Origin of the sequence: Pseudomonas sp. RV120224-01b, assembly GCF_003208145.1 — a bacterium.
In the GTDB taxonomy this organism is placed as follows: Bacteria; Pseudomonadota; Gammaproteobacteria; order Pseudomonadales; family Pseudomonadaceae; genus Aquipseudomonas; species Aquipseudomonas monteilii.
In genome coordinates, this window is record NZ_QKMQ01000022.1 from 94,987 (window position 1) to 120,986 (window position 26,000).

General features: G+C 64.8%; 19 protein-coding genes and 2 pseudogenes. 5 read left to right on the forward strand and 16 right to left on the reverse strand.

The features are described 5' to 3' along the window. Window positions 1-69: 69 nt before the first annotated feature. From N436_RS25965 to N436_RS25995, 7 genes are all read right to left on the reverse strand, one after another. Complete coding sequence (locus N436_RS25965) at window positions 70-2,292, reverse strand: TonB-dependent siderophore receptor (protein ID WP_110742305.1); 2,223 nt, start codon at window positions 2,290-2,292, stop codon at window positions 70-72. A 117-nt stretch (window positions 2,293-2,409) separates the two neighbouring features. After that, window positions 2,410-3,396 carry a siderophore ABC transporter substrate-binding protein gene (locus N436_RS25970; protein WP_110742306.1) on the reverse strand — a complete coding sequence of 329 codons (987 nt, stop codon included), beginning with the start codon at window positions 3,394-3,396 and terminating at the stop codon, window positions 2,410-2,412. Next, window positions 3,393-4,169, reverse strand: a complete 777-nt coding sequence (locus N436_RS25975) for an ABC transporter ATP-binding protein (RefSeq protein ID WP_110742307.1) — start codon at window positions 4,167-4,169, stop codon at window positions 3,393-3,395. Before N436_RS25975 ends, N436_RS25970 begins: the two co-directional genes overlap by 4 nt. Then, window positions 4,166-5,107 carry an iron chelate uptake ABC transporter family permease subunit gene (locus tag N436_RS25980; protein ID WP_110742308.1) on the reverse strand — a complete coding sequence of 314 codons (942 nt, stop codon included), beginning with the start codon at window positions 5,105-5,107 and terminating at the stop codon, window positions 4,166-4,168. Before N436_RS25980 ends, N436_RS25975 begins: the two co-directional genes overlap by 4 nt. Beyond that, window positions 5,104-6,045: an ABC transporter permease gene (locus N436_RS25985; protein ID WP_110742309.1), complete on the reverse strand. Its 942-nt coding sequence runs from the start codon at window positions 6,043-6,045 to the stop codon at window positions 5,104-5,106. The genes N436_RS25980 and N436_RS25985 overlap by 4 nt, the downstream gene beginning before the upstream one ends. Further along, on the reverse strand, window positions 6,045-7,802 hold the full coding sequence (locus N436_RS25990; RefSeq protein WP_110742310.1) for an ABC transporter ATP-binding protein: 1,758 nt from the start codon (window positions 7,800-7,802) through the stop codon (window positions 6,045-6,047). The genes N436_RS25985 and N436_RS25990 overlap by 1 nt, the downstream gene beginning before the upstream one ends. Continuing rightward, window positions 7,796-9,589 (reverse strand): ABC transporter ATP-binding protein, encoded by a 1,794-nt coding sequence (locus N436_RS25995; protein ID WP_110742311.1) that lies wholly within the window; start codon window positions 9,587-9,589, stop codon window positions 7,796-7,798. The genes N436_RS25990 and N436_RS25995 overlap by 7 nt, the downstream gene beginning before the upstream one ends. A gap of 109 nt (window positions 9,590-9,698) precedes the next feature. Between N436_RS25995 and N436_RS26000 the strand changes: the two genes are divergently transcribed. Both N436_RS26000 and N436_RS26005 read left to right on the forward strand, forming a co-directional pair. Next, entirely contained in the window at window positions 9,699-10,316 is a 618-nt protein-coding gene (locus N436_RS26000; RefSeq protein WP_110742312.1) for a TetR/AcrR family transcriptional regulator, read from the forward strand. Between the two features lie 189 nt (window positions 10,317-10,505). Further along, window positions 10,506-13,394 (forward strand): HD domain-containing phosphohydrolase, encoded by a 2,889-nt coding sequence (locus tag N436_RS26005; protein WP_110742313.1) that lies wholly within the window; start codon window positions 10,506-10,508, stop codon window positions 13,392-13,394. Between the two features lie 3 nt (window positions 13,395-13,397). Here the strand turns inward: N436_RS26005 and N436_RS29035 are convergent, their stop codons facing one another. The 6 genes and pseudogenes from N436_RS29035 to N436_RS26030 form a co-directional block, all read right to left on the reverse strand. After that, window positions 13,398-13,484 carry a helix-turn-helix domain-containing protein gene (locus N436_RS29035; protein WP_371920925.1) on the reverse strand — a complete coding sequence of 29 codons (87 nt, stop codon included), beginning with the start codon at window positions 13,482-13,484 and terminating at the stop codon, window positions 13,398-13,400. 285 nt (window positions 13,485-13,769) lie between these two features. Beyond that, window positions 13,770-15,188: pseudogene (locus N436_RS28620) on the reverse strand (sigma-54-dependent Fis family transcriptional regulator); the annotation flags it as partial. An 84-nt stretch (window positions 15,189-15,272) separates the two neighbouring features. Beyond that, window positions 15,273-16,163 (reverse strand): transporter, encoded by an 891-nt coding sequence (locus N436_RS26015; RefSeq protein WP_110742314.1) that lies wholly within the window; start codon window positions 16,161-16,163, stop codon window positions 15,273-15,275. A 61-nt stretch (window positions 16,164-16,224) separates the two neighbouring features. After that, window positions 16,225-17,349: an NAD(P)-dependent alcohol dehydrogenase gene (locus N436_RS26020; RefSeq protein ID WP_110742315.1), complete on the reverse strand. Its 1,125-nt coding sequence runs from the start codon at window positions 17,347-17,349 to the stop codon at window positions 16,225-16,227. Window positions 17,350-17,367: 18 nt separating this feature from the next. Further along, window positions 17,368-18,837: a benzaldehyde dehydrogenase gene (locus N436_RS26025; protein ID WP_177410901.1), complete on the reverse strand. Its 1,470-nt coding sequence runs from the start codon at window positions 18,835-18,837 to the stop codon at window positions 17,368-17,370. 163 nt (window positions 18,838-19,000) lie between these two features. Then, window positions 19,001-20,713, reverse strand: a complete 1,713-nt coding sequence (locus tag N436_RS26030; protein ID WP_110742317.1) for an FAD-dependent oxidoreductase — start codon at window positions 20,711-20,713, stop codon at window positions 19,001-19,003. A 195-nt stretch (window positions 20,714-20,908) separates the two neighbouring features. Between N436_RS26030 and N436_RS26035 the strand changes: the two genes are divergently transcribed. The 3 genes from N436_RS26035 (at window position 20,909) to N436_RS26045 (ending at window position 23,722) form a co-directional block, all read left to right on the forward strand. Beyond that, window positions 20,909-21,685 (forward strand): IclR family transcriptional regulator, encoded by a 777-nt coding sequence (locus tag N436_RS26035; protein WP_110742318.1) that lies wholly within the window; start codon window positions 20,909-20,911, stop codon window positions 21,683-21,685. 139 nt (window positions 21,686-21,824) lie between these two features. Further along, window positions 21,825-22,877 (forward strand): Gfo/Idh/MocA family protein, encoded by a 1,053-nt coding sequence (locus N436_RS26040; protein ID WP_110742319.1) that lies wholly within the window; start codon window positions 21,825-21,827, stop codon window positions 22,875-22,877. A 29-nt stretch (window positions 22,878-22,906) separates the two neighbouring features. After that, on the forward strand, window positions 22,907-23,722 hold the full coding sequence (locus N436_RS26045) for a sugar phosphate isomerase/epimerase (RefSeq protein ID WP_110742320.1): 816 nt from the start codon (window positions 22,907-22,909) through the stop codon (window positions 23,720-23,722). Between the two features lie 205 nt (window positions 23,723-23,927). On the opposite strand, the gene N436_RS26050 is transcribed toward N436_RS26045, so the two are convergent. From N436_RS26050 to N436_RS26060, 3 genes and pseudogenes are all read right to left on the reverse strand, one after another. Next, window positions 23,928-25,217 (reverse strand): MFS transporter, encoded by a 1,290-nt coding sequence (locus N436_RS26050; RefSeq protein WP_371920924.1) that lies wholly within the window; start codon window positions 25,215-25,217, stop codon window positions 23,928-23,930. A gap of 232 nt (window positions 25,218-25,449) precedes the next feature. Next, a complete protein-coding gene (locus N436_RS26055; RefSeq protein ID WP_016711089.1) occupies window positions 25,450-25,707 on the reverse strand; it encodes a PAAR domain-containing protein in 258 nt (85 codons plus the stop codon). Next, window positions 25,704-26,000 (reverse strand): annotated as a pseudogene (locus N436_RS26060) (hypothetical protein); the annotation flags it as partial. The pseudogene N436_RS26060 and the gene N436_RS26055, both read right to left, overlap by 4 nt.

Consider the following 26,000-nt stretch of genomic DNA (forward strand, 5'->3'; position numbering starts at 1 on the left):
GGCGCCTGCGCTGGCCTTTTCGCGGTTTTACCCGCGAAGAGGCCGGCGCAGGCGCTGCAAGCGGGTCGATCAGAAGTCCACGGTGGCCGACAGCTGATACGTCCGTGGTGCCCCCAGCCCCAAGGCCTGGGTCAGTGGTACGCCCCAGTAATCCTTGTCACCCAGGTTGCTGATGTTCGCACGCAAGGTCACCGGCTTGCTGGCGACCTGGGTAGCATAGCGAGCGCCAACGTCAAAGATCGTGTACCCCGGGATCGACAGGCTGTTCTCGGCATTGATGTACTGCTTGGACTGCGATGTAACATTGCCAGTCAAGGTCAGTCCTTCAAGGCCTGGAATGTCCCATTCCATCCCCAACTTGCCCTGTAGCTTGGGGTACGCAGTGGCGGTCTTGCCGTCATTGGCGCCGCGTTCAGTCTTGGTCAGCTCAGGGTCGACGTAGGCCACCCCGCCCATCAGGCGTACATCGTGCCGCGGCGCCCCGAAGAAGCTCCATTCCACGCCGCGGTTACGTTGCTCTCCACCAAATGAAAAGATATCGGTCACCGGGTCCGTGTAGCTGCTTGGGCGTTTGATTTCGTACAGCGCCAGTGTGTGGCTGAAGGTGCCCAGGTCGAGCTTCAGGCCGATTTCCTTCTGTTTGGACTTGTAGGGTGCAAACACGTCGCCGCGGTTTTTTGCGGTAATCGGCGCAATGGCACCTTTGCTCAGGCCCTCGATGTAGTTGGCGTACAGCGACAGCTCGTCAGTCAGCTTGAACAGGATCGCCCCTGCGGGCGTGGTGGCATGGGTGTCGTAGCCAGGCTTGTTGCGGGTGCCCGCTCGGGTGTTATAGCTGTCGGTGACCACCTCCTGACGGCGCACGCCCAGCGTCAGTTGCACCCTGTCCTCCAGCACCGAGAGCGTGTCGGCGATGCCGTAGCTTTTCAGGTCGTTCTCAACGTGTGAGAACAATGGCCAGGCCTCGGGTGCTTTCGGGCCCCAGACCGGGTTGTAGATGTTGGTCGTCCAGCTGGCACCTGCGCCACGGCGGCCAAAGTCCTTTTGCTTGTCACTGTACTGGGTGGCATTGACCGACCACTGGTGGTTGATGCCGAAGGTGTCGAAATGGCCACGCAGGCCCACTTCGGCCGACGTCTTGTGGATTTCCATCTTCAACTGGCCCATATCGGTGGTGAAGTCGCCGGCACTGTTGGTCACCGTGGCTGTCAGTGCACCACTGTAGTGGTAGTCGGTCTTGCTGGTGCCGACCGCGCCGTAGGCCAGCAACTGGTCATTCAGCTGGTACTCACCGCGCAGGATGACGCCTTTGTCCTTGGTTTCCACATAGGCCCAGTCGGGGTTGAGCAGCGTGTCGTTGCTGGGCGGCCTGGGCACAGGCACACCCGCGCCCAAGCCCATGCCGCGGTTCTGGCCGTTGATGTGGTCATCGGCATCGAACAGGTCAAGCGACAGCTTGGCGCGTTCACCGCGCCAGTCCAGCGCCAGCGACGACAACACGTTGCGCTGGTTCTGATCGTCGATGGCGGTATCACCGTCGCGGTACATACCGTTGAAGCGTACGCCGAACTGGTTGCCCTCGCCGAAACGCCGGCCCACGTCGATATGGCCGCCAAGCTGGGCGTCGGAAGCATAGGTGGCGGTCAGCCGGGTCAGCGGGGTGTCGGCGGCGCGCTTGGGGATGAGGTTGACGATGCCGCCCACCGAGCCGCCTGGCGGCATGCCGTTAAGCAACGCCGACGGGCCTTTGAGCACTTCGATACGCTCGTACATTTCGGGGGAGGCGCGGTAGTAAGGGGCCATGCCGAACAGCCCATCCACTGTCATGTCGCTGACGCTGGTCTGGAAGCCGCGGATCGAGTAGTTCTCGCTGAAAGTGCCTGTCAGGCCGTTGCTGAAAACCGACGGGTCGGTGGCGGCGATCACGTCGGTAATGTCCCTGGCCTGCAGGTCCTGGATGTAGGTGTCGGTATAGCTGATGGTGCTGAACGGCGTTTCCATGAAGTCTTTGTTGCCCAGCAGGCCCACGCGACCGCCCGTTGCCACCTGGCCGCCGGCATACACAGGGGGAAGGGCGTCGGCTGCGGTAGCCTGGGCGTCGATCAGTGTGGCTGGCAGCTCCGGTACGGCAGGTGTTTCTTCAGCCGCTTCATGGGTGGCAGGCGTTTGGGCGTGTGCGGCTATCGGCGCCAGCGCGCAGCTACCAATAGCCATGCCAAGGAGCACCGCTTGTGGCAAAGGGGTGCGCTGAAGTGCAAGGGACGGACCAGTGAACAGGGGACGATTGGACACGCGAGGGCTCCAGAAGGTACAGAGGGCAGGGGTGTTTTTTGGTTTTAAAAAGCGAAGACGTAAGGCAAATGAGAATCACGCGCTAAGGCAGCGACAGGCGATTGCAAAAGGCATGGCTCAGTCCTGATAGCCCTTGATCACGTCATCGGCGATCAATGCCAGCGAGGTCGGGCTGGCGGCGGTGACGTACCAGGCCTCGGGGTCGACGAACACCACGCGGCCATGCTTCCAGGCGTTGGTCTGGCGCAACAGCGGGTTGTCCAGCGTGTCAGCCGTCATCAGCGGGCGGTGCTCCATCACGGCAGTGCGGTCCACCACATAGAGAATGTCGGGATTGGCCTGCTGGATGAACTCGCTGGAAATGGGCTGGCCATGCAGGCCGGTGTCCAGGGTGGTGGTGGCCGGCTTGACGCCCAGGTCGTTGTAGATGAAGCCGTAGCGCGACTGCACGCCGAAGGCACTGAACGCGCCGTTGTTATGCAGCACCACCAAGGCCCGCTCCGGGCGGTCGCGGGTAACGTTGCGTGCCAGGGCCAGCCTGGCGTCCAGTTCGTCCGCCTTGCGCCGGGCCAGTTCCTGCTTGCCGAACACCTCGCCAAGGCTTGCCAGGTGCTGCTTGACCACCGCCACATGGCCGGCTTCGCTATCGCGGTAATCCACATCGAAGTGCAGGGTCGGTGCCATCTCGCTCAATTCGCCGTAGTGGTTGGCCTGCAGCGAGGTGATCAGGATCAGGTCGGGGTTTGCGGCGTGCACCCGCTCCAGGTTGGGCTGCACGATCGAACCGACATCTGCGGTTTGTGCGGCATCCTTGTAGCGGGCCAGAAAGTGCGGCACGAAATCCTTGGGCATGCCGGCCACGGCCACACCCAGCTGGTCGAGGAAGTCCACTTCGTTCATGTCCAGGGCCACTGCACGTTGGGGTAGCTGGCTGATTACCGTGGTGCCCAGTTTGTGTTGCACGGTCACTGGCGCGTAGTTATGGGCTGCGGTTTTAACCGTTGCCGCCGTGTTTGCCGAAGGCTCGTTGCAGCCTGGCAGGGCGAGGGTGGCGCCGAGCAGCAGCGCCAGTGGCCAGCTGCGGGAGGGGTGATTGCGGTTCATCGCTGTTCTCCGGGTGGGTTGAAGTAGTTGCACAGTCGGCCGCGCGCGCTGTGGCTGATTTCGAACTCCAGCCCGTACAGCGCGTGCAGCTGTTGCTCGGTCACCACCTGGTCGACGCTGCCGCTGCAATGCACCCGCCCGCCCCGCATGGCGACGATGTGGTCGGAGTAGGCGGCAGCGAAGTTGATGTCGTGCACCACCAGGATCACGGTGCGGCCAAATTCGTCGCACAGGCGGCGCAAGGCGCGCATGATCTGCACGGCGTGGCGCATGTCGAGGTTGTTCAACGGCTCGTCCAGCAGCAGGTAGTCGGTCTGCTGGGCAATGGTCATGGCCAGGAACGCCATCTGCCGCTGGCCGCCGCTGAGCTCATCGAGGTAGGCCTGACGCAGCGGCTGAAGGGCCAGGAAGGCGATGGCCTGGTCGATCGCTTGTTGGTCTTCCTCGGTGAGCGCGCCGCGGCTGTAGGGAAAGCGGCCGAACGCGACCAGCTCTTCGACGGTCAGGCGCAAGTTGAAATCGACCGCCTGGCGCAGGGTAGCGACGCGCCGGGCGTAGGCGCCGATGGGGATGTTGCCGATGCTTTGCCCGTCCAGCTGGATGTCGCCGCTGCTCGGCTCCAGCAACCGGGCCAGCATCATCAGCAAGGTGGTTTTGCCCGCGCCGTTGGGGCCGATCAGCGAGGTCAGTTGCTGGCGAGGGAAGCATGTGCTCACCCCGCTCAACACGGCTTTGCTGCCGTAGTGCTTGTGCAACTCATGGACAGTAATCATGCGGCTCCCCGGTTACGCACCATCAGGGCGAGGAAGTAGGTGCCACACACCAGGTTCACGAGGATGCCGACGGTGGTCCTGTAGTTGAAGGCATGCTCGACCAGTAACTGGGCGGCAATGAACACGGCAATAGCCACAGCGCTGCCGAGGGCCAGGGTGACCCGGTGGCGGAAGGTGCCGGCCATGGCGTAGGTGATGTTGGCGACGAACACGCCCATGAACGCCGTCGGCCCCAGCAGGCTGGTCGACACCGCGACCAGCGCCGCAATCAGCGCCAGCAACAGGCGCACATTGCGCCGGTAATCAACGCCCAGCGAAATCGCCTGGTCGCGCCCCAGCGCCAGCACGTCCAGCACCGGCACGGCCTTGGCCAGCAGCACGCACAACCCTGTCACCAGCACACCCGAATACAGCAGCAACTGTGGCGATGCCCGGTTGAACGACGCCTGGGTATAACCCAGCAGCATCGAGAACTCGCCCGGGCTGACTTTGAGCTGGACGAACTGGGTGAAGGTGGCCATGACCATGGTCAGCACCAGCCCGACCAGCAGCAGGAAGTACACGTTGCTTTTGCCGTCGCGAAACAGCCAGCGGTGCAGGGCCCAGGAGTAGCCGAGCATCAGCAGCACCGAGAGCAGGAAATTGCCACCGCTGCCGAGCATCACCAACCCCTGCACCCCCATGGCCAGCACCAGCAGCGCCTGCAGCAGCAGGTACACCGCTTCGTGCCCCATGATCGCCGGGGTCAGGATGCGGTTGCCCGACAGGGTCTGAAAGGCGATGGCGGAACAGGCCACGCACACGCCGCCGATGACCATGGCAGCCAGGCGCACGAGGCGCTTGGGGATGACGTAGTCAAAGTCCAGCCCCGCATTGGCGAACACGAACACCAGGGCCAGGGCGACGGCCGCCAGCCACGCCAGGTGACGGCCCCTCATCGCTGCCTCCCGAGAATCAGCCCAAGGAAGATAAGCCCGCCCAGGCCGCCCGCTGTCAGGCCTATGGGCACTTCGAACGGGTAGATCAACAGCCGCCCGAGCAAGTCGCACACCAGCAGCAAGGCGGCGCCACCCAGTGCCACCAGGGGCAGGGTGCGGCGCAGGTTGTCGCCATGGCGCAGCGCCACCAGGTTGGGCACCACCAGGCCGACGAAGGGGATGGCGCCGACGGCGATCACGCTGGTCGACACGGTCACCGCCACCAGCAGCAGGCCCAGTGTGACGTTGGCCGAGTAGTTCAGGCCCAGGCTGGTGGCCATGCCTTCGCCCATGCCCAGCACGGTGAAGCGCTGCGCGTACAGGTACGTGAGCAGTACGACCGGCAGGATCAGGTAGAGGATCTCGTAGCGGCCTTGCACCACCTTTGAGAAGTCACCCAGTAACCAGCCCTGCATGCTTTGCAGCAGGTTGAAGCGGTAGGCGTAAAACTCGGCCAGCGCACTCAGCACACCGCCGTACATCAGGCCTATGACCGGCACCAGCACCGCATTGCGGGCACGTATGCGGCGGATGATGGCAACGAACAGCAAGCTGGCGGCAAAGCACACGGCCAGGGCAAACAGCATGCGCGGCATAGCCCCGGCCGCTGGTGCCAGGCTCAGCGACAGCAGGATGCCCAGGCGAGCGGCGTCCAGCCCGCCGGTGGTGCCGGGTTCGACGAAGCGGTTGCGCACGATCTGCTGCAGGATCACCCCGCACACCGCCAGCCCGACACCCACCAGTATCAATGCTGCCAGGCGCGGCAGACGGCTGGCGGTCAGGGTCAGCCACGTGTCCCCATGCAGGGTGAACAGCTGGGCCCAGGCCAGCTCACGGGCACCAACCGCCAGTGAGGCCACGCACAACAGCAGGAACAGGACCAGCCATGACGCGCGCATCAGTCGTGATCCACCTGCGGCGCGGCGATGCGCCAGCCGCCAGCGGCGTGACGTTGTTCGAGAAAGCGAGCATAGCGCCCGCCACTGGCGCGCAATGCTGCCGGCGTGCCCTGTTCGACAACCTGACCTGCTTCCAGCACCACGATTTGGTCGGCCATGGCCACGGTGCTGAGCTGGTGTGCGATGACCACCAGCGTGCAGCGCCCACGCAGGCTGTGCAGGGTTTGTGCAATCACGGCCTGGTTCTCGGCATCGAGGGCGGCGGTGGCTTCATCCACCAACAGCACCGGCGCTTGCTTGATCAATGCGCGGGCAATGGTCACACGCTGGCGCTCGCCGCCCGACAACCGCACGCCACCTTCACCCACCGGCGTATCGAGGCCTTCCGGCAGCCGGTCGATAACGTTTGTCAGCCCGGCCACGTGCGCCGCCTGCAACACTTCGGCATTGCTGGCATCGGGTTTGCCGATGCGGATGTTGTCGGCGATGCTGCCCTGGAACAGCCAGGTGTCCTGCAGTACCTGGCTGACAGTGTCGGTCAGGCAGGCGCGAGCCATTTTCCTGACATCCACACCGCCAATCCTTACGCTGCCTTGGGTTGTGTCGAAGAACCGTGCTATCAGCCGCATCAGCGACGTCTTGCCCGAGCCCGAGGCGCCGACAACGGCTGTCATGCTGCCCGCCGGGAGGCTCAGGTTCACGTTCTGCAGCACAGCCGGCCCGCCGGGGTTGTAGCGCAGGCTTACCCCTTGCAGGTCGATACCACCGTCCACCGGCTGCAGGGGCGAGTCGGGTTCCGGCAAGGGCGTGGCTGCCAGTATCCGCTCGATTTCCTGCAACTGGCCGTGCGCGCCACGCAGGATTTCGACATGGTTGGCCACGTCCTGCAGCGGGTCGATGAAGCGGCACACCATGGCCAGCGCCACAACCACTGCCACGGCATCCTGCAGTTGAGCACCTGCCCGATTGCCGAGCCACAGCCCTGCGGCTACCAGCAGTGCCGCGAACGTTGCCTGTACCGCCCAACTGTTAAGCAGTGCTGACAGCGAAGCACGCATGATCAGGCCCATGCCGCTGCTGCGCTGGCGCTCCAGGCTTTGCGCCAGCAAACGCGTGCCGCCACCACTGCCGTTGAAGGCGCGCAGCACCGACTGGGCCTGGGCGAATTCGACCATGCGCTGGCTGGCTGCGGCGAAGTGCTGGTGAAAGCGCTGGTCCGCGCCACGCCCCAGGCGTGCGCTGAACAGCAACACCGCCACCAGGGCCGGCAGCGCCAGCAATGCGATCAGCCCCAGCGGCGGGTGCAGGGCGAACAGCGCAAGCACCACCACCAGCGGTGTGACGCAGCCGCTGATCAAGGGGGTGAGGACATGGGCCGGCAACTGTGCAACGGCCATCGTCCCCTGGGTGATCACATGCCCGAGCCGGGCAGTGTTGTCGGGGGTGAACCAGCCCAGTGGCAGTTGTGCCACCTGCGCGCCGATGTGCTGGCGGCCGCCTTGCAGCACCGCCACCGCCAGGCTGATGCCGGCCTGTTCCACCTGGCGCCGCCAGGCCCAACACAGCGCCATACCCGCCGCCAGCACGGCCAGCCAGGCATAGGCCGCCTGTAGCTCGTTGTTCAGCAGGTGCACCATGATCGGCGCCAGGGTACAGATGGTCAGGCCACTGAAAACCCCATACAGCACGGTCATCAGCAGGTAACGGCGCCAGGCCGGCGCGCTGTCGCCCAGCAGTCGAATGAACGTTTTCAGCATGCTGGCAGCGCCTCTTTCACGGTGTCCTGATAACCGCCCTGCGCCCAGAGCAGGGCGTACAGCCCCTGGCGGGCGAGCAGCTCGCTGTGGCGCCCCTGTTCACGCACGGTGCCTTGGTCGATCACCAGGATCTGGTCGGCGTGCATCACCGTGTCTAGCCGGTGGGCGATGACCAGCAGGGTGCGGCCCCGGGCAAAGCGCGACAGGGCGTCCTGGATTGCCGCCTCGCTTTCGGCGTCGGCGGCGGCAGTGGCTTCGTCCAGCACCAGCACCGGCGGGTCGAGCAGCACGGCGCGGGCAATGCTCAGCCGTTGCTGTTCGCCACCGGACAATTGCGCGTCTTCGCCGACCACCGAGTCATAGCCGCGTGGCAACTGCAGGATGCGTGCGTGAATGTTGGCCAGCCGCGCCGCCGCTTCGATCTGCTCACGGGTAGCATCCGGCCGGCCCAGGGCGATGTTGTCGGCCACGCTGGCGTGGATCAGCCGCACCTCCTGCAGTACGAAGCCGATGCGCCGGTACAGTTCGCGGCTTTCGATCTGCCGCAGGTCCACGCCGCCCAGGGTGATGCGCCCGGTGTCGGGGTCGAAGAAACGCAGCAGCAGGCGTGCAAGCGTTGACTTGCCTGCACCGGAAGGGCCGACGATGGCGGTGGTGGTGCCAGGGGCCAGGGTGAAGTTGACGTTGTTGAGCACAGGGTTGCCCGACACATAGGCATGGTTCAGTTGCTCCACGCGTACTTCGCAGCCGTTGGGCAGGCTGCCAGCGGTAGGGGCCGGCAGCACGGGCGTATCCAGCAGGGCCTGCACCCGTTGGGCTGCGGCCACTGCACCGTTCAGGTCGTGGGTGATGAAGTGCAACAGTTGCAAGGGGGCGCACAGCCCCGGCGTGACCAGGGCGAAGGGCAGTATCTGTATCGGCTCGATCCAACCCAGCGCCACGAACCCCATCCCGGCCAACAGCACCACGCCCAGCACGGTCACCGGCGCGATCAGCGTATTGGCCCTGGCCATCGCTGCGACCAATGGGCGGGTGAAGCCGGTGAAGGTGTGTGCAAAGTCATCGACCGCGGCACGGTAGCGGTCCTGGGCGTTGCCACGGTCGCCGAACGCCTTCACCAGCGGCATGCCGTTGACGAACTCGACCACTGCAGTGTCGATGCGCGTCATGCCGGTGACCACGTCGCCCATATGCGCTGCACTGGCCTTGATGGCGCGGTGCAAAAACAGGAAGAACGCCGGGAACGGCAGCAGCGCGATCAGGGCAAGGCGCCAGTCCATGGCGAACAGGTAAACCACCGAAATCACCACGGCGCCGACAGCGCGACCCAAGGTGGTGAAGAAGTGCGCGGTCAGGCTGTGCAAGGTACCGATGTCGTCCTGCATCGCCCGTTTCACTTCGCTGGATGCCCGCTCGCTGAACCAGCCCAGTGGCACCTGCATCAGCCGCTGGCCGATCGCTACACGCAGTTGGTGGGTGATGTGGTTGTCGGCCTGGTGCGCCAGCAGTTCGGCTGCGGTGATCAGGGCCATGCCTGTGAACAGGCTGGCAATGCTGGCGGCAATGGCCCAACCAATGGCGCCCGATGTGTTGCCTTCGCTCAAGGCCAGGTGGGCGATGTGCGCAATGCCTGCCAGCGGTACCAGGGCCAGCATCGAACCCGCGGCAGCCAGCACGGTCGCCAGGGCCAGCTGCCCGCGAATGGGGGAGAGCACGCGGCTCAGGGGGCTGCGCGCCTTGCTGTCGACAGAGGCGGTAGCGTCAAGAGGGGGGGATGAGTCAGACATGAAGCGGGCCTGGAAAGCTGAAAACGAATTAGTTGCATGACTATAAACTAATTTGCGAAAACCCGACAAGCCAGCTACAAGACTGTCTGCACAACACCTGGAGGACCTGATGCAACCACCTGAACGCGCACCCGGCCGTGGCCGCCCACGCACCATTACCCGTGAACGCATTGCGGACGTCAGCGTCACCATAGGGCTGCCCAACCTCACCTTCGTTGGCGTGGCGGCCGCGCTGGGGGTGAGCCACATGGCGTTGTACAAGCATGTGGCGAACATCGAAGCGCTCAAGTGCCTGGTGGCCGAGGAAATTTTCCAGCGCTGGCAGATCCCGAAGGCGAGTGGTGATGCGGCTGAAGGCCTGCAGGCCTACCTGACGCGCTTTGCCACGTCTGTACAGGCGTTCGTCAAGGCGCATCCGGGGCTCACGCCGTATGTGATCCGCAGGCTGGCGGCCACGGAAGCGATGATCGACAAGATCAACGACCACCAGGCGCACATCGCCCAGGCCTATGACCTGAGCCTGGAGCAGGCGCGCTGGTTGCTGTCCACCGTGGCATTCCATGGCTTTGCGGTGGCCGATACCGTGTACACGGTGTCGGGGCGCGAGCCGCTTCTGGAGGCCGACCGGGCGGGGGAGGAATCGGAGATGGAGGTGGAGTTGCTTGAAGGCATGCAGGCGTTGATTGTCGGCGCACTGGTGATGCTGGAGCAGCGCGCGTCTACCTGACGGGATTGTGACCTGCCACGTTAATTTTTTCTGCCAACCCGGCAGAACCCCCAGCCGCACTCTACACTCCTGCCAAGATGGGCCAGGGCTATTGGCCACCATTCGGCCCATCTCGCTGCCTGCGAATGGCTTCGGCCCGCATGATCGTCCTGGCTGCTCCCTCAATTTGCCTCACATGGAGTACCTGGGATGGGCTGCGTGTCGACGGGTCGTGATACCGGTAGGACCGGGCGTGGCATTTCACTGCAATGGCTGGTGGCGCTGGCCATCGTGCTGGGCATGCTGTTGCTGGGTGCCGCCCTGGCCTGGCAGGGCTATCGCGGTATCCGCCAGACCCTGGTAGCCGCAGCCGGCGATACAGCCCAGCAGGTGGGCAAGACCATCGACGAACGCGCCCGGCGCCTGATCGACCCCGTGCAAAGCAGCATCCGCCTACTGGCCCACAACCCTGCTGCGCATACCCAGGCGCAGCGCCTGGAAAGGCTGCCACAACTGGTCGAAACGCTGAATGCCAACCGCATGCTCAGTGCCGCCTACATGGGCTACCCCAGCGGCGATTTCCTGTTGGTGCGCCGGCTGCGTGACCCGCAGCTGCTGCAGCGTTTCTCTGCGCCGCCGGGCACGGCGTTTCTGGTGCAGCGTGTCAGCCGTGGCGAGGGCGGGGTGGTGCAGGGCGAGTGGCGCTACTACGACCAGGCGTTGAACCTGTTGCAGGCCCAGGCCAAACCCGAATACCGCTACGACCCGCGTACACGCCCGTGGTTCGCCGAAGCCAGTGCGCAGCCCGCCACTGTGCTGACGCCGCCGTACGTGTTCTTCACTACCCGTGAAATCGGCCTGACCCTGGCGCAGCGCAGCGTTGACGGAGAAACGGTGATCGGCATGGATGTTTCGGTCAACGACCTGGCTAGCGAAACCCAGGGCTTGCGCATCACCCCCGGCACCGAAATTGCCGTGCTCGACGACCAGGGCAATGTTGTGGCCTACCCGGACTTGCAGCGGGTGATCGTGCATGAAGGGCAGGGCGTGCGCCTGTCGCGCATCAGCGAACTGAACATTGCAAGCCTGCAGCACCTGTACGCTGACCTGCCGTCAGGCACACAGGCACAGCCTTATCAGGTGGACGGCCAGACCTGGTATGGCATGCGCATTCCGCTGACCAGCCTGGCCGGGCAGGATCTGCAGGTGTTGATTGCCGTGCCGGGCCATGAGCTTCTGGCCGGTGCGCGCCAGGTGTTGTTCGAGCAGTTGCTCTGGACCTTGGCGTTGATGGCCGTGCTGCTGGTGCTTGGCGGTGTGCTCGGCCGGCGTATCGTCCGCCCGCTGAAGGTGCTGGCTGAACAGGTACAGGGCTTGGCCAGCTTTGATTTCAGCCGCGAAGTGGGGGTGAAATCGCAGGTGTCCGAAGTACGAGAGCTGAGCCATGTATTGAGCCGCATGGCCGGCACCATTCGCGGTTTCCAGGCCATTACCCTCACGCTCAGCCGCGAGCGCGACCTGGCGCGTATGCTCGACGGCGTCCTGGCTCACCTGGTGCACGCTGCCGGGGTCGAGGCCGGTGTGGTGTATTTGTTCGACGCCGAGCACGCGCTGCTGCGCCTGGCCGCCGCCTGCCGGGGTGAGCAGTACCCCGGCGAGCTTGCCGTGGATGAGGGCGCCCGGCGCACGCTGGCCGCAGCGGTGACGCAGGCCCTCGGCCTGGACGAGCGCAGCCAGGCCGTGGTGCTGAAGGACCGTAGCCAGGCGCTGCTGGGCATTCTGGTGCTGCAACTGGATGAAGCGCAGGCGCGCGACCAGCTGGGCCAACCGTTCCGGCAATTTGTCGAAGAGCTATCTGGTGTGGCGGCAGTGGCCATCGAGACACGCCAGCTGGCCGAAGCCCAGCAACGCCTGATGGATGCCATGATCAAGTTGCTGGCTGACGCCATCGATGCCAAAAGCCCCTACACCGGCGGCCACTGCGAGCGTGTGCCGCAACTGGCGCAGATGCTGCTGGACCAGGTGGTGGCCGCCGACAGCGGCCCCTATGCCAGCTTCAGCATGACTGAAGCCGAACGCTACGAATTTCGCGTAGCGGCCTGGCTGCACGACTGCGGCAAGGTCACCAGCCCGGAGTACGTGGTGGACAAGGCGACCAAGCTGGAGACCCTGTACAACCGTATTCATGAAGTACGCATGCGTTTTGAAGTGCTGTGGCGTGATGCCGAACTGGCCTACTGGCAAGGCCTGGCCAGCGGCGCCGACCCGCAGGTGCTGCAAGCCACGCTAGCCCGCAGCCAGGCCCGGCTGCAGGATGACTTCGCCTTTGTCGCCCAGGCCAACATCGGCGGCGAGTTCATGCAGGATGCCGATATCGAACGCCTGCAACAGATCAGCCAGCAGCGCTGGCGGCGCCACTTCGACAACCGCCTGGGCATCTCCCGCGATGAGGCGCAGCGCTATTCCGGCGTGCCGCAACCCGTGCTGCCGGTAGACGAACCGCTGCTGGCCGACCGCCCCGAGCATCGTGTGCCCTGGGGCGAGCGCACGCCCCCGGTGACCAAGGGCGACCCGTGCAACCGATGGGGCTTCGACATGCGCCTGCCAGCCCACGCCAGCAACCACGGCGAGCTGTATAACCTGTCGATCCGGCGCGGCACGCTGAATGACGAGGAGCGCTTCAAGATCAACGAGCACATCGTGCAAACCATCATCATGCTCAGCTCGCTGCCGTTTCCGCGTCAGATGAGACGCGTACCGGCCATCGCCGGCAACCACCACGAGAAACTGGATGGCAGCGGCTACCCACGCCGGCTGGGTGAGCATGACCTGGGCATTGCCGAGCGGGTAATGGCCATTGCCGACATATTTGAAGCACTGACGGCGGCCGACCGGCCTTACAAGCCGCCGAAGACGTTGTCCGAATCGGTGAAGATCCTGGTGTTCATGGCCCGTGACCGGCACATCGACGGGCAACTGCTGGAGTTGTTCCTCAGCAGCGGAGTGTATCGCCAATATGCCGAGCAGTTCCTGCGTGCCGAGCAGATCGACGAGGTGGATGTGCCGTACTGGCTGGCGCAGATGCGCTGCCCGGCCTGAGTACTAGCGCGAACCCAGGCGCTTGTACAAGGTGGTACGGGAGATACCCAGCGCCTTGGCGGCGGCACTGACATTGCCCTCATGGGCCAGCAAAGCGCGCTCGATCACATCGTGGGTGGCGTCTGAAAGCGAGCGCGGCGGCGCGACCGGCTGGCCTTGCAGGTCTTCTGGCAGGTGCTGCACGCCTATGCTGGGCTCACCCGCGGCCAGCACACCGACCAGCCGCGCCACGTTCTCCAGTTGCCGCAGGTTGCCCGGCCAGTGGTAGGCCAGCAGCCGGTGCCTGGCCTCGGCCTGCAGCGGCGCAAAGCCCGGACGCTGGAAGAAGGCTTCGATCAGTTGCTGTTTATCCAGGCGCTGCTCCAGACCGGGCAGGCTGACACGCAGGCCGTCCAGGCGGTAGAACAGGTCTTCGCGAAAACCACCGTTGGCTACCAGCGCGCCAAGGTCTTTGTGTGTGGCTGCGACAATGTGTGCCTTGAAGGGCGCTGCCGTGGTGCTGCCAATGCGGGTGACCTGCCGTTCCTGCAGTGCCCGCAGCAACCGGCTTTGCAGGGCCAGCGGCATGTCGCCAATTTCGTCGAGCAACAGGATCCCGTCCCCGGCCGACTCCAGCAGGCCCATGGCACCACCTTTACGGGCGCCAGTGAAGCTGCCTTCGGTATAGCCGAACAGCTCGGCTTCGATCAGGCTTTCGGGCAGGGCCGCGCAGTTGATCGCAACGAACGGGGCCTGAGGGCAGCAGTGGGCATGCAGGGCTTTGGCGAACACTTCCTTGCCGCAACCAGTTGGCCCGGTGATCAGCACCGGCAAGTGACCGGTCACGGCCTTGCAGGCATCTTCGAAGCGGGCATTTACCCGCCGATCGCTGCCCAGCGGCGTGTGGCTGGGCCGAAGTGGCCGAGTTTTGGCCGCAGGTTGTGCCAACAGCCGACCATACAGGCGCGAGCCATCGGCCAGGGCCAGCAACTGCGGCGAACCGTCGAGGCCGTTGTGGCCGGGGCGGTCAAACAGGTGCTCCAGGGTCAGCCCCTCAGGGCGGTAGTCGGGCACCCCCAGCAATTGTTGCGCGGCGCGGTTGGCCGCGTACACCGTGCCATCGTCTTGCACGGCCAGCAGCGCCTGCAGCGGCGAGCCAAGCAGCCTGGGGTCGTGTTGCAGTTCCAGGATGCGGCAGCCCGGCAACGCGTGGAAAAAGTTGTTCTCGGTGGCCAGCGCCGCATGCTTGAGGCGTTCGAGCATGGTCCCGGCATTGCGGGTGCCGATACCGGTCAGGTCCAGCGCCCCCAGCAGCTCGCCATTCACCCCGCGCAGCGGCACGCTGACGCAGAAAAACCGGGCGAACTCCTGCAGGTAATGCTGGTTGCCGGCCACGATGGCCGGCAGGCCGTCCATCAGCGTACAGGCCGGGGCAGTGGTGCCGACGTCCACCTCGCTGACCCTGCGCCCGGCGTGCAGGGCCGACAGCGGGCTGTCGATGCCGCCCGGCTTGCGCGTTTGCACAATACGGTTTTCCGGGTTGACGCAAAACAGCATCCAGTGGGAATCGCCAATCAGCTCCCACAAGCGCTCCAGCTCGGGCTGCACGCAGGCGGCCAGCTGGGTGTCTGCGTCGGTCAGTGCCTGCACATCCAGTTGCCCGCGCGCCAGGCGTGGCTGCCAGGGGCTGAGCCCGGCAGCCCTGGAACGCTCCCACGAGCGCTCGATAGGCTCGGGCAGTAGCCCGGCGGGCAATGGCAAACCGTCGGCAAACTGCTGGCGGGCGCTGTGCAGCTGGAGTTGTAGGCGATCCATGGGTACACCTTGTGAGGGTTGACGGCACGCTACTGACTGCGCACGTTGCGCCGCTGCCAGCAGCGCGTCAAGGCTGCCGGCCAATCAGAACAGCAACAGCGCTCGCAGGTTGACCCCGGTGTCTTCCTGGAAACCGCCGATCACGCGGGTGTCGTGGGTCAGCTGGCCGCTCAGTTGCACGGTCTTGCCGACCATCTGCTGGAACTCCAGGCGCACTTGCTGCACTTCGGTCTTCTGCCCGGTGTAGTCGCCTGACAGGTGCTGCTTGCCACCCTCGCTGGCTGAGAAGCCCAGGGCCAGGCGCTGGGCCGGGTTGAAGTCATAGCGCAGGTTGGTCTGCAGCTGGTAGGTCGGGTCCTGGCGCAAGGTCTGGCTGCCGCTGCCGGCCTTGTCATTGCTGCCGTAGAACACGGCATCGGCATACCACTCCATCGACCAGCGGCCCCACAGCGGCTCCACCCAGCCCAGTTGCAAGTCGCCTTTCCAGCGGTTTTCGCCCAGGTTCACACCCGCGTCGCGGTCATACTGCCCCCATGGCAGGTACAGCAGCGGGGTGATGCCGAAGTAGCGGCCACTGGCACCCACGCCCGGCTGGTTCACCAGCCAGAACGTGGCGCCGATGATCGGGTCGGCCATGCCGCTGTTGCTGCCCAGCGGCTGCCCGCCCACCTTCACGTCGTAGACATGGCCGAAGGGCAGGAGTATTTGCGGGTCTACCGTGATGCCGCCGATTTCGGTGAAGTGAATCAGGCGCAGGATGCTGATGTTGGAGCGCAGGCGGGTGTTGTGTGTGGCGTCGGGCGCGCCGTCGCCGTTGAAGCGGTCGGCGCGGCTGAACTGCTGGTACCAGGCGGCGACGTTGGTGCCCGGCGGCAGCGCGGTGTAGTCACCGGCATTCACATCAACGGCCAAGGCTTTGGCCGAAACCAGCGCGCAGGCCAGCGCGCCCCAGGCAAGGCTGGAGAGTCGTGTCATGTCAGGGTTTCCCTTGTTCTTGTTATGGGGTGAGGGCAGCGCGTGGCTGCCCCCTGAGTGCTTATTTCTGGATGCGGATGATCGGCTTGAGGGTCAGGCCTTTTTCGCTGTCCTCGGCGGCCTGGTTGATCTGCTCGAAGTCGTAGAAGCGCACCAGCTTGTCGAAGGCGAAGCGGCCTTGCAGGTACAGGTTGACCAGCTCGGGGATGAACTTCTTCGGCACGCTGTCACCCTCGACGATGCCGCGGATGACCTTGCCGCCCAGCAACAGGTCGTTGACGTCGAATTGCGCGGTGGTGCCCAGCGGCGGCGCGCCCACCACCCCCAGCGCGCCCCGGCTGCCAAGGGCATCCACGGCCTGGCGCAGCACTTCCGGGCGCCCGGTGGACTCCAGGGCAAATTGCACGCCGCCGCCGGTGATTTCACGAATGGCGGCGACCGGGTCGGCCTCGCGGCTGTTGACCACATGGGTAGCACCCAACTCCAGCGCCAGGGCCAGGCGCGAAGGCACCACGTCGACCGCGATGATGGTGGCGGCGCCTGCCACTTGTGCGGCCAGCACGGCCGAAAGGCCTACCGCACCGCCGCCAAAAGCGGCAAAGGCGCTGCCGGGCGTGACTTTCAGCGAATTGATCACCGCACCTGCACCGGTCTGGATGCCGCAGCCCAGTGGGCCGAGCAGCTCGATGGGGGCTTCCTTGGGCACGCGAACGGTGTTGTTCTCACGCCCCAGTGCGTAGGTGGCGAACGACGACTGGGCGAAGAAGTGGTCATTCAGGGCGTGGCCCTGTTCGTCCTGCAGGGCATGCTCGCCTTCGGGGCCGGCGCCACTGAAGTTGCGCCCGAAAAAGTCCTGGCAGTAGGCCGCCTGGCCGGCGTCGCAGGCCAGGCAGTGGCCGCAGTAGCCATAGGTCATCACCACGTGGTCGCCCACGGCCAGGTTCTGCACCAGCGGGCCAACCGCCTCGACGATGCCCGAGCCCTCGTGGCCGAGTACCGCCGGCAGCGGCACGGGGTAATACTGATCGCGCACGATCATGTCGGTGTGGCACATGCCTGTGGCCACGATGCGTACCAGCACCTCGTCACCTTGCGGTGCCCGAATACGTGCCTGCTCCAGCACGAAGGGGGCGCCTTTGCCACGGGTAACGGCAGCCTGAATGGGGCGCAAAAGAGGGGTTGTCATTGTTATTGTTCTCCGGGGTTACAGGGGGTAGGCAGGTGCTTCGCCCTTGAGGGTCAGCCATTGCCATTGGGTGAACTCTTCCCAGTTGGCGGCGCCACCGATGCTGGTGCCATTGCCGGATGCACCGACGCCGCCGAAGGGGTTGATGACCTCGTCGTTGACGGTCTGGTCGTTGATGTGCAGCAGCCCGGTACGCAGTTGCTCGCCCAGGCGCAGGGCACGGCCAGTGTCGCGCGACAAAATGGCAGCGCTCAGGCCGTAGTCGGTGTCGTTGGCCAGGTCCACCGCCTGCGCGTCAGTGTCGAACGGCACCACCACGGCCACGGGGCCGAAGATCTCTTCATGAAACGCCGGGTTGTCACGTTGAACGTCGCTGAGCACGGTCGGCTGGAAGAACAGCCCGTCTGCCGAACCACCGGTTGCCAGCGTCGCACCGGCAGCGTGTGCGGCCTCGACGATACGCAAGGCGTTGTCGCGCTGGGCGGCGTTGATCAGCGGGCCCAGGTGAACCTGGCCACTGGCCGGGTCGCCCACGGTCAGGCTGCGCGCCTTGGCCACCAGGCGTTCGACGAAGGCGTCATAAATGCCGCGTTGCACCAGCACCCGGCCGGTCGACATGCAGATCTGCCCTTGGTGCAGGTACACCCCCCAGGTAGCGTTGGCGATGGCCAGGTCCAGGTCGGCATCGTCGAGGATGATCAGCGAGTTCTTGCCACCGAGTTCCAGCGAGACCTTTTTCAGGTGGCGGCCGGCAGCCTCGCCAACCTTGCGGCCGGCTGCGGTAGAGCCGGTGAACTGGATCATTGCCACGCTGGGTGACGCGGTAAGTGCAGCACCGGCTTCTGCGCCGCCCGGCAGCACATGCAACACGCCCGCCGGCAAACCGGCCAGCTCGAAAATGCGGGCAATGACATGGCCGCCACACACAGCGGTGCGCGGGTCGGGTTTGAGCACGACCGCATTGCCCGTGGCCAGTGCCGGGGCAACCGCGCGCATGGCCAGGTACAGCGGGAAATTGAACGGCGAAATCACCCCGATCACACCCAACGGACGGCGCCGGGCGATGCTCAGGCGGCCGGCGCTGGACGGCAGTACTTCGCCCTGGCTGCGCGAGGGCAGGGCACTGGCTTCGTGCAGCGACTTGAGGGTGATGGACGCTTCAAAGCCGGCCTTGGCCTGAGTGGAGCCGCTTTCACGGACGATCCAGTCGGCGATTTCGGCCTGGTACTGCTCGGCGATGGCGGCGGCCTTGCGCAGGACTTTGGCGCGTTCATCGTAGGGCAGGGCATACCAGCTGCGCTGGGCCGTGGCGGCCACGCGGGCACTTTGCTCTACCTGCCTGGCCCCGGCGTTGGCCAGGGTACCCAGTGCCTGGCCATTGCCGGGTGAGGTGATTGCGGTAGCGGGCAGTTCTCCGGGTACCCAGGTACCGGTGAACAGCCGCTCATTCCAGAGTTCGTTGGGCAGTAAGGTATTCACGCAAAGCATCCTGTGTGTTGTTGTGTTCACGGATGCTTGTTGCAGGGGGCATGCCAACGCGTTGGACGTGCAAACTACCGGGCGCCGGTGCGCTGTACTGTTCACAAGCTGAACAATGGCCAGTTTTCGTGATGTTCAGTTTCTGGACACTGTCAGGCCATCTCAGCCCACCTCACTCATACGCCTGCACCCCGGCAATGTGCCGCCCGGCCACATAGCCAAAGGTCAGCGCTGGCCCCAGGTTGATGCCGCCCGACGGGTACCAGCCACCAAACACGCTGGCCATGTCGGTACCCGCCGCATACAGGCCCGCGATGGGTTGCCCGGCTTCATCCAGCACCCGGGCACTGCCGTCGGTGCGCAACCCGGCAAAGGTACCAAAACAGCCAGGCTGCACCTTCACCGCATAGAACGGCCCGTGTTCGATGGGCGCCACACACGGGTTGGGGCCCTTGTGCTGCGGGTCACCCTGTTTGCGGTTGAACGGTGTGGAGCCACGGCCAAATGCCGGGTCCTGGCCATTTCGTGCATGTTTGTTGAAGTCGCTGACCGTGGCACGCAACCCGGCCGGCTCAATGCCACAGGCGTCCGCCAGCGCTTCAAGCGTGACACCCCGCTTGAGATAACCGCTGCGCACATGCGGCCACACCGGCAGCGGTGCCGGGCGGGCATGGCCCAGGCCAAACCGGCGCAAGAAGCGATGATCGCACACCAGCCACGAGCACACTTCTTCACCCTGCGGCACTGCCGCGACCATGGCCGACACATAGTCGTAATAGCCATGCGCTTCATTGACAAAACGCTTACCGTTGGCCAGCACGCCGATGATGCCCGGCTTGCCGCGCTCGATGATGTGCGGGAAGTGGCCGATGCTGCCATCGCGGTGCGGCACGCGCGAAACCGGCGCCCAGGCCACCGGCGATTTCAGGTTGGTGGCCACCACGCCGCCGGCCGCCTCGCCAAGGCGCAGCCCGTCACCGGAACACCCCTGTGGCGGCAGGGCCAGGTTGTCGTGGCCGCTGGCATCGCGCGGGAACAGCTGCTGGCGCCGGGCGCTGTCGTTGGGGAAGCCACCTGCTGCAAGCACCACGGCCTTGGCGCGTATCTGTCGCTCGCCCTGCGGTGTGGCCACCCGAGCCCCACACACCCGGCCATCTTCGACCAGCAGGCTTTTGGCCGGTGCCGATTCCTGCAGGTGCACACCCAGGTCCTGTGCCGATTTGGCCAGCCGCGCCACCAGTGCCACGCCGTTGACCAGGTGCATCGCCCGACCATACCGCGCCAGGTGATACAGGTGACGGCCAAATCGCTTGCACACGTGCAGCAGTGCCTTGGGCGAACGGGTCATGTTGAGGAAGGCCGCAAGGTCGGCACCGGCCATGATCGGCATGCCCATGAACGAGGTTTCGCGCAGGGTCTTGCGCAGGCGTGGCAGCAAGGCACCCACCTCTCGGGCATCGTAAGGCGCGGCGATCACCTGGTGCCCGCCATGGGCTGCGCCCGGTGTGTCGCCATGCATGTCCGGGATGCCGTTGCCATCGGCAAACTGCAACGCCGTATGCTTCTCGAAAAACGCCACCATGTGCGGGCAAGCCTCAAGAAAGGCATCGACGCGCTCGGCGTTGTAGTGCGTCCCCAGTTCATGGCGCAGGTAAGTTCGCGGCTGCTCGATGTCCTCCACGATGCCGGCCCGCTGTGCCAGCGGGTTACGTGGCACCCACGCCCAGCCGCCGGACCAGGCGGTGGCACCGCCAAACACGGGCTCCTTCTCTACCACGATCACCCTCTGCCCATGCCAGGCCGCCGTCACGGCCGCAGCCAGCCCGGCGGCGCCGGAGCCTATGACCAGTACATCGTATTCGGTATCCAGAGCAGCTGAGGGCATCGCGGCGTTCCTGTATTGTTATTAGAACAAGGTTCCATATTTTTATCGGCAGCGCCTTTACCCGCAAGGGCATGGCAGCCCGGGCAGGCAACAACTGGGCGATAACCGGACACTTCAGCGCGACTTCGCTGCGGCCGCTATCGCTCATATGGAATCATCTTCTAGAATCCGCAAAAAAATCAGGGACCTGTAGTCATGGCTGGTAGTCAGATCGAACGCGCCTTCAGTCTTGTAGAAACCCTTACCGGCGAACCCCTGGGGCTGCCGTTGCAAACCCTGGCCGAGCGCCTGGACATTCCCAAAAGCGCCGCCCACCGCATGCTCACCGAGCTGGTGCGGCTGGGCTACGTGCGGCAGAACCGCGACAACAGCCGCTACCAACTGTCGGCCAAGCTGGTGGCGCTGGGATTCCGTTACCTGTCGAGCAACGGTGCCGACATCATTCAGCCGATTCTCGACCGCCTGGCCCAGGACAGCGGTGAGCTGGTGCGCCTTGGCGTGATCGACGGTGCCCGCCAGACCTGGATCGCCAAGTCTCAGGGCGCCCGTTCCGGGCTGCGCTACGACCCGGACATGGGCCGCGATGCGCCGCTGTTCTACACCGCGTCCGGGCATGCCTGGCTGGCCAGCCTGGACGATGAGCAGGCGCTGCAGATGGTGTTGCGCCAAGGTATTGCCGACCCTGCACAGTTCGGCCCCAACGCACCGCGCTCCACCGACGAGCTGCTCGCCTACCTGCACCGTGCCCGCGAGCGTGGTTATGCCTGGGTCGAGGAAACCTCGGCCATCGGCACCTCGGCCCTGGCTGCCGTGGTGCGCCGCCCACACACTGACGAGGTGATCGGCGTATTGAGCATTGCCGGGCCCAGTGCACGGATGGCGCAAAGCCGACTGGCAGAGCTGGCGCCGCTACTGCTGGCTGCTGCACAAGAGCTGTCGGCGGCCAGCCGGGCAAGCGAATTGTTTGCCTGACGCGCATTTCCGGTCGATTACCGAACAGCTTGTCCTGCGGGTTCTTCTGAAAAGCTGAACTTGGTTCTAAATTGTGTTGTATGAATTGTGGAATCGAATTCCACAATTCATACAACAACAATGACAAGAGGACAGGCTGTTGAACGCACCCCTTCGTATTGCCTTGATCGGCGCCGGCATCATGGGCCGCCAGCACTATCAGCACTTGCGCAATGTGCCACACGCCCAGCTGTGTGCGGTGGCCGACCCCGGCCCGCAGGCCGAGGCTTTTGCCGCCGAATGCGGCGTGCCCTGTTTTGCCGACCACCGGCAGATGCTGGAGCGCGCACGCCCCGAGGCAGTAATCGTTGCCAACCCGAACAACCTGCATGTGGCGACCGCCCTGGATTGCGTCGAAGCCGGCGTGCCGGTGCTGGTCGAAAAGCCGGTGGGCGTGCACCTGGATGAGGTTCGCGCATTGGTAGAAGCATCGCGCCGTTGTGGCGTACCCGTATTGGTCGGCCATCACCGGCGGCACAACCCGCTGATCGCCAAGGCGCACCAGGTGATTGCCGACGGCAAGCTGGGCCGGTTGATCAATGTCACCGCGCTGTGGCAGCTGCAAAAACCCGACAGCTATTTCGAAACCCCATGGCGCCGCGAACCGGGCGCCGGCTTCCTGCTGACCAACCTGATCCACGACCTCGACCTGCTGCGCCATCTGTGCGGCGAGGTGGTACAGGTGCAGGCATTCACCCGTAACGATGTACGTGGGTTTGCCAACGAAGACAGCGCGGCGGTGCTGCTGCAGTTCGCCAACGGCGCGCTGGGTAGCCTGACCGGCTCCGACGCGGTGGCGGCGCCGTGGAGCTGGGAGCTGGACGCTGGCGAAAGCCCGGTGTACCCGCGCCAGGAAGGCCAGCCGTGCTACCTGCTGGCCGGCACTCAAGGGGCGCTGAGCATTCCCCAGCTCAAGCGCTGGCATTACGCCGAAGCGGGCTCGGGCTGGCACACGCCGCTGCTTCAAAGCGAGGAGAGCATTCCCGCCGGCGAGGCCTTGACCCTGCAGTTGCAGCACTTCGTGCGGGTTGCCCGGGGCGAACAGGCGCCGCTGATCGATGCCGCCGACGGTGGCCGCACGCTGGCGCTGATCGAAGCGATCCGCCAGGCGGCGGAAACGGGCCGGGCCTGCGCGCCCGAGCACATCGCCTGACGCAACCTCTACTCTTTTGGTGACGATAAATGACTGACCGTATTTTCTCCCTTGCCGCCCTGACGGTACTCGAACTGTCCCCGCCAGAAATGGTCGAGGCGGCAGCCCGTGCCGGTTACAGCCACGTTGGCCTGCGCCTGGTGCCCGCCACCGAGCAGGAGCAGCACTTCCCGCTGGTGGCTGATGCCGAGTTGCGCCGGCAGACCCAGGCGCGGCTGCGTGACACCGGCATCAAGGTGCTCGACCTGGAAATCCTGCGCCTGAAGCCGGAGACCTGTGTGGCTGATTTCGAACCGATCCTTGCGGTGGGCGCCGAACTGGGTGGCACTGAACTGCTGGTGGCAGGCAACGACCCCGATGAAGCACGCCTGACCGAGCGTTTTGCAGCCCTGTGTGAGCTGGCCGCGGGCTATGGCATTCACCCGCACCTGGAATTCATGCCCTGGACCGACGTACGTGACCTGCGCCAGGCCATGCGGGTGGTAGCCAACGCCGACCGCGCCAACGGCTGTGTGCTGGTGGACGCGTTCCATTTCAACCGCTCCCGGTCTTCACTGGGCGACCTGGCGCAACTGGCGCCGCAGCGCATGCGCTATGCCCAGCTGTGCGACGTTGCCGGCCCGGTACCGTCCGATATGGACGAGATCCTGCGCCAGGCACGTAACGAGCGACGCTTCCCGGGCGAGGGTGATGCCGACCTTGCAGGCTTGCTGCGCGCCTTGCCGTCGAACGTACCGCTAAGCCTGGAAATTCCCACGCGGCAGTTGCTGGAACAAGGCATCAGCGGCGAACAGCGCGCACGTATGGCACTGGAGAAGGCCAGGGCGGTGTTGTCTTCAGTCTGACCGAGTACGTGGCGCATGGCACCGGCTACGCCGGTGTTCGCGGCTAAAGCCGCTCCCACAGGTGCAACGAATGGCTCGGGCTTGGCGTGCTACTTGTAGGAGCGGGTTCACCCGCGAACACCGGCGCAGCCGGTGCCACGCTCACGGAATTGCGGACCAAAAAAAGGGCCCGCAAGGGCCCCGTAGAGGAAAGTGACTAGCGCACTCAGGCGCTTTCGACCTTGCGCGGTGCCATGAAGTACATCCACACCAGCGCCAGGAAGTACATGGCCGGAATCATGGTAAACAGCACGGCATAGTTGTTGTGGGTAGCGGTCAGCACGCTACCGACGATCTGCGTCATGAACATTCCGCCAATTGCCGCACACATGCTGCCAAAGCCGAACACCGTGCTCACCAGGTGCTTTGGCGTGTAGTCCATCACCAGGCTCCAGATATTCGCCGTCCACGCCTGGTGCGCGCCCACGGCCAGCGAGATGGCTGCCACCGCCACCCACAGGCCACTGGCGTTGGCGGCAAAGATGACGCTGAGCATGGTGCAGGCAAAGATCAACATGGATACCAGCCGCGCCGTGGTGGCACGCACGCCGCGTCCGATCAGCCACGACGACAGAATGCCGCCGCCGATGCTGCCAAAGTCCGCCGTCAGCCAGATGATGATCAGCGGGATACCCATCTGGGTCACGTTGATGCCCAGGCTGTACTGCTGGTTAAGAAACGGCGGCAGCCAATACAGGTAAAACCAGAACACCGGCGCGGTAATCGCATAGGCCACCGCAAAAGCCCAGGTCCCGCGCAGGCGCAGGATGCGGCTGAACGGCACGCGGGTCGGTTCGGGCTCGTCATCCTGCTGGATGTACTGCACCTCGCTCTGGCGCACGCTGGGGTGGTCTTCAGGGTTGTAGTACTTCAGCAGCCACAGCACCACCCACACCAGGCCCAGGCTACCCATGGCGATGAATGCGGCCTGCCAGCCCCACACGGCCAGAATCAGCGGTAGCAGGGCCGGGGTAACCATGGCGCCGACGTTGGTGCCGGCGTTGAACAGCCCGGTGGCAATCGCCCGCTCACCCGCGGGGAACCACAGCCGTACAGTCTTGACGCAGGCCGGGTAGTTGGCGGCCTCGGTCAGGCCCAGGATAAAGCGGCAGACCATGAAGCCGGCGGCCGAGGTCGCCAGGCCATGAGCACCGGTGGCCAGGCTCCACAGCAGCACGGCGAAGAAGAAGGCGCGTTTTACCCCCACCTTGTCGATCAGTCGGCCCTGCAGCAGAAAGCCGATCGCGTAGCCGACCTGGAACCAGAAGTTGATGTTGGCGTAGTCCATCGCCGTCCAGCTCATTTCCTTGGCCAGCACGGGTTGCATGATGCCGAGCGCGGCACGGTCGATGTAGTTCAGGGTGGTGGCGAAGAACACCAGGGCAAGCATGCCCCAACGGGTTTTGCCGACGCCGAACGCGCCGCGAAGCTTGTCGGCGATCGAACCCGGGTGCATCCGGGGTGCGGCGGGGGTGATCTTGGAGTGGTTCATAAACGGCTCGTTTCTTGAAATTGTATTCAGCTGCGGTACGACAGGTACGTGGCCGGTTCCCAGGCAGGGGGGCACGCAAGGCCGGTGCATGGTGCGCAGTGAAGATGGCAGCGTCAATTCACGAGACGGGCTACTGTTCGGTTATCGAACGGTTGCGAGGTGCAAAAGAGACTGGCTAACGTGCTGATAGTCGTTGTCAGTCTATGAGCCAACCCGGGTCACCCTCGACTAGCGTGCCTCCATGGCTGGTGGTGTCCCCCTCCCTTGCTGCGGGCTGGCCCTCGATGATCGTGCAAGCTGCGCCCGTTTCGATGACGGCGCCACAACTGATGCGGTCGCCCACACGCGCCACGGCTCTGCCATCCACGAAGGTTGCGCTTGCACCGGTTTGCACCGTGCCTTCGCCATGGATCGGGCAGCTGTGGCGATGGCCTACCAATACGATGGGTCTCATTTGCGCTTCCTTTTGTTGAGTTTAGCAGGGGCTTCTTCGAAGGCAGCAGGGGGCGGTGGCGCTGCTCGAACGTTGAACAGGCGGCAGATGCCGTACCAGCAAATGGCGACGGTGAGGTTGTAGGGAAACAGTACGGCCCAGAAGGGCAGTTGCCAGTTTTTCTTACCCTGCATTTCACCGGGCTCGCCGGTTCGCCAGGGGGCGTAGTGGCGCCAGGCTTCAGCCGGGGTCAGGCAGATGGCATGCAGGGGCTTGTGCCACCAGTTGGGTTCGCCGGGTGGGGGGAGTTTGTC

Coding starts and splice junctions, on each gene's coding strand:
- N436_RS25970 (WP_110742306.1), bottom strand. CDS start 3,396: ATGAACCGCAATCACCCCTCCCGCAGCTGGCCACTGGCGCTGCTGCTC.
- N436_RS25975 (WP_110742307.1), bottom strand. CDS start 4,169: ATGATTACTGTCCATGAGTTGCACAAGCACTACGGCAGCAAAGCCGTG.
- N436_RS25980 (WP_110742308.1), bottom strand. CDS start 5,107: ATGAGGGGCCGTCACCTGGCGTGGCTGGCGGCCGTCGCCCTGGCCCTG.
- N436_RS25985 (WP_110742309.1), bottom strand. CDS start 6,045: ATGCGCGCGTCATGGCTGGTCCTGTTCCTGCTGTTGTGCGTGGCCTCA.
- N436_RS25990 (WP_110742310.1), bottom strand. CDS start 7,802: ATGCTGAAAACGTTCATTCGACTGCTGGGCGACAGCGCGCCGGCCTGG.
- N436_RS25995 (WP_110742311.1), bottom strand. CDS start 9,589: ATGTCTGACTCATCCCCCCCTCTTGACGCTACCGCCTCTGTCGACAGC.
- N436_RS26000 (WP_110742312.1), top strand. CDS start 9,699: ATGCAACCACCTGAACGCGCACCCGGCCGTGGCCGCCCACGCACCATT.
- N436_RS26005 (WP_110742313.1), top strand. CDS start 10,506: ATGGGCTGCGTGTCGACGGGTCGTGATACCGGTAGGACCGGGCGTGGC.
- N436_RS26015 (WP_110742314.1), bottom strand. CDS start 16,163: ATGACACGACTCTCCAGCCTTGCCTGGGGCGCGCTGGCCTGCGCGCTG.
- N436_RS26020 (WP_110742315.1), bottom strand. CDS start 17,349: ATGACAACCCCTCTTTTGCGCCCCATTCAGGCTGCCGTTACCCGTGGC.
- N436_RS26025 (WP_177410901.1), bottom strand. CDS start 18,837: ATGCTTTGCGTGAATACCTTACTGCCCAACGAACTCTGGAATGAGCGG.
- N436_RS26030 (WP_110742317.1), bottom strand. CDS start 20,713: ATGCCCTCAGCTGCTCTGGATACCGAATACGATGTACTGGTCATAGGC.
- N436_RS26035 (WP_110742318.1), top strand. CDS start 20,909: ATGGCTGGTAGTCAGATCGAACGCGCCTTCAGTCTTGTAGAAACCCTT.
- N436_RS26045 (WP_110742320.1), top strand. CDS start 22,907: ATGACTGACCGTATTTTCTCCCTTGCCGCCCTGACGGTACTCGAACTG.
- N436_RS26050 (WP_371920924.1), bottom strand. CDS start 25,217: ATGCACCCGGGTTCGATCGCCGACAAGCTTCGCGGCGCGTTCGGCGTC.
- N436_RS26055 (WP_016711089.1), bottom strand. CDS start 25,707: ATGAGACCCATCGTATTGGTAGGCCATCGCCACAGCTGCCCGATCCAT.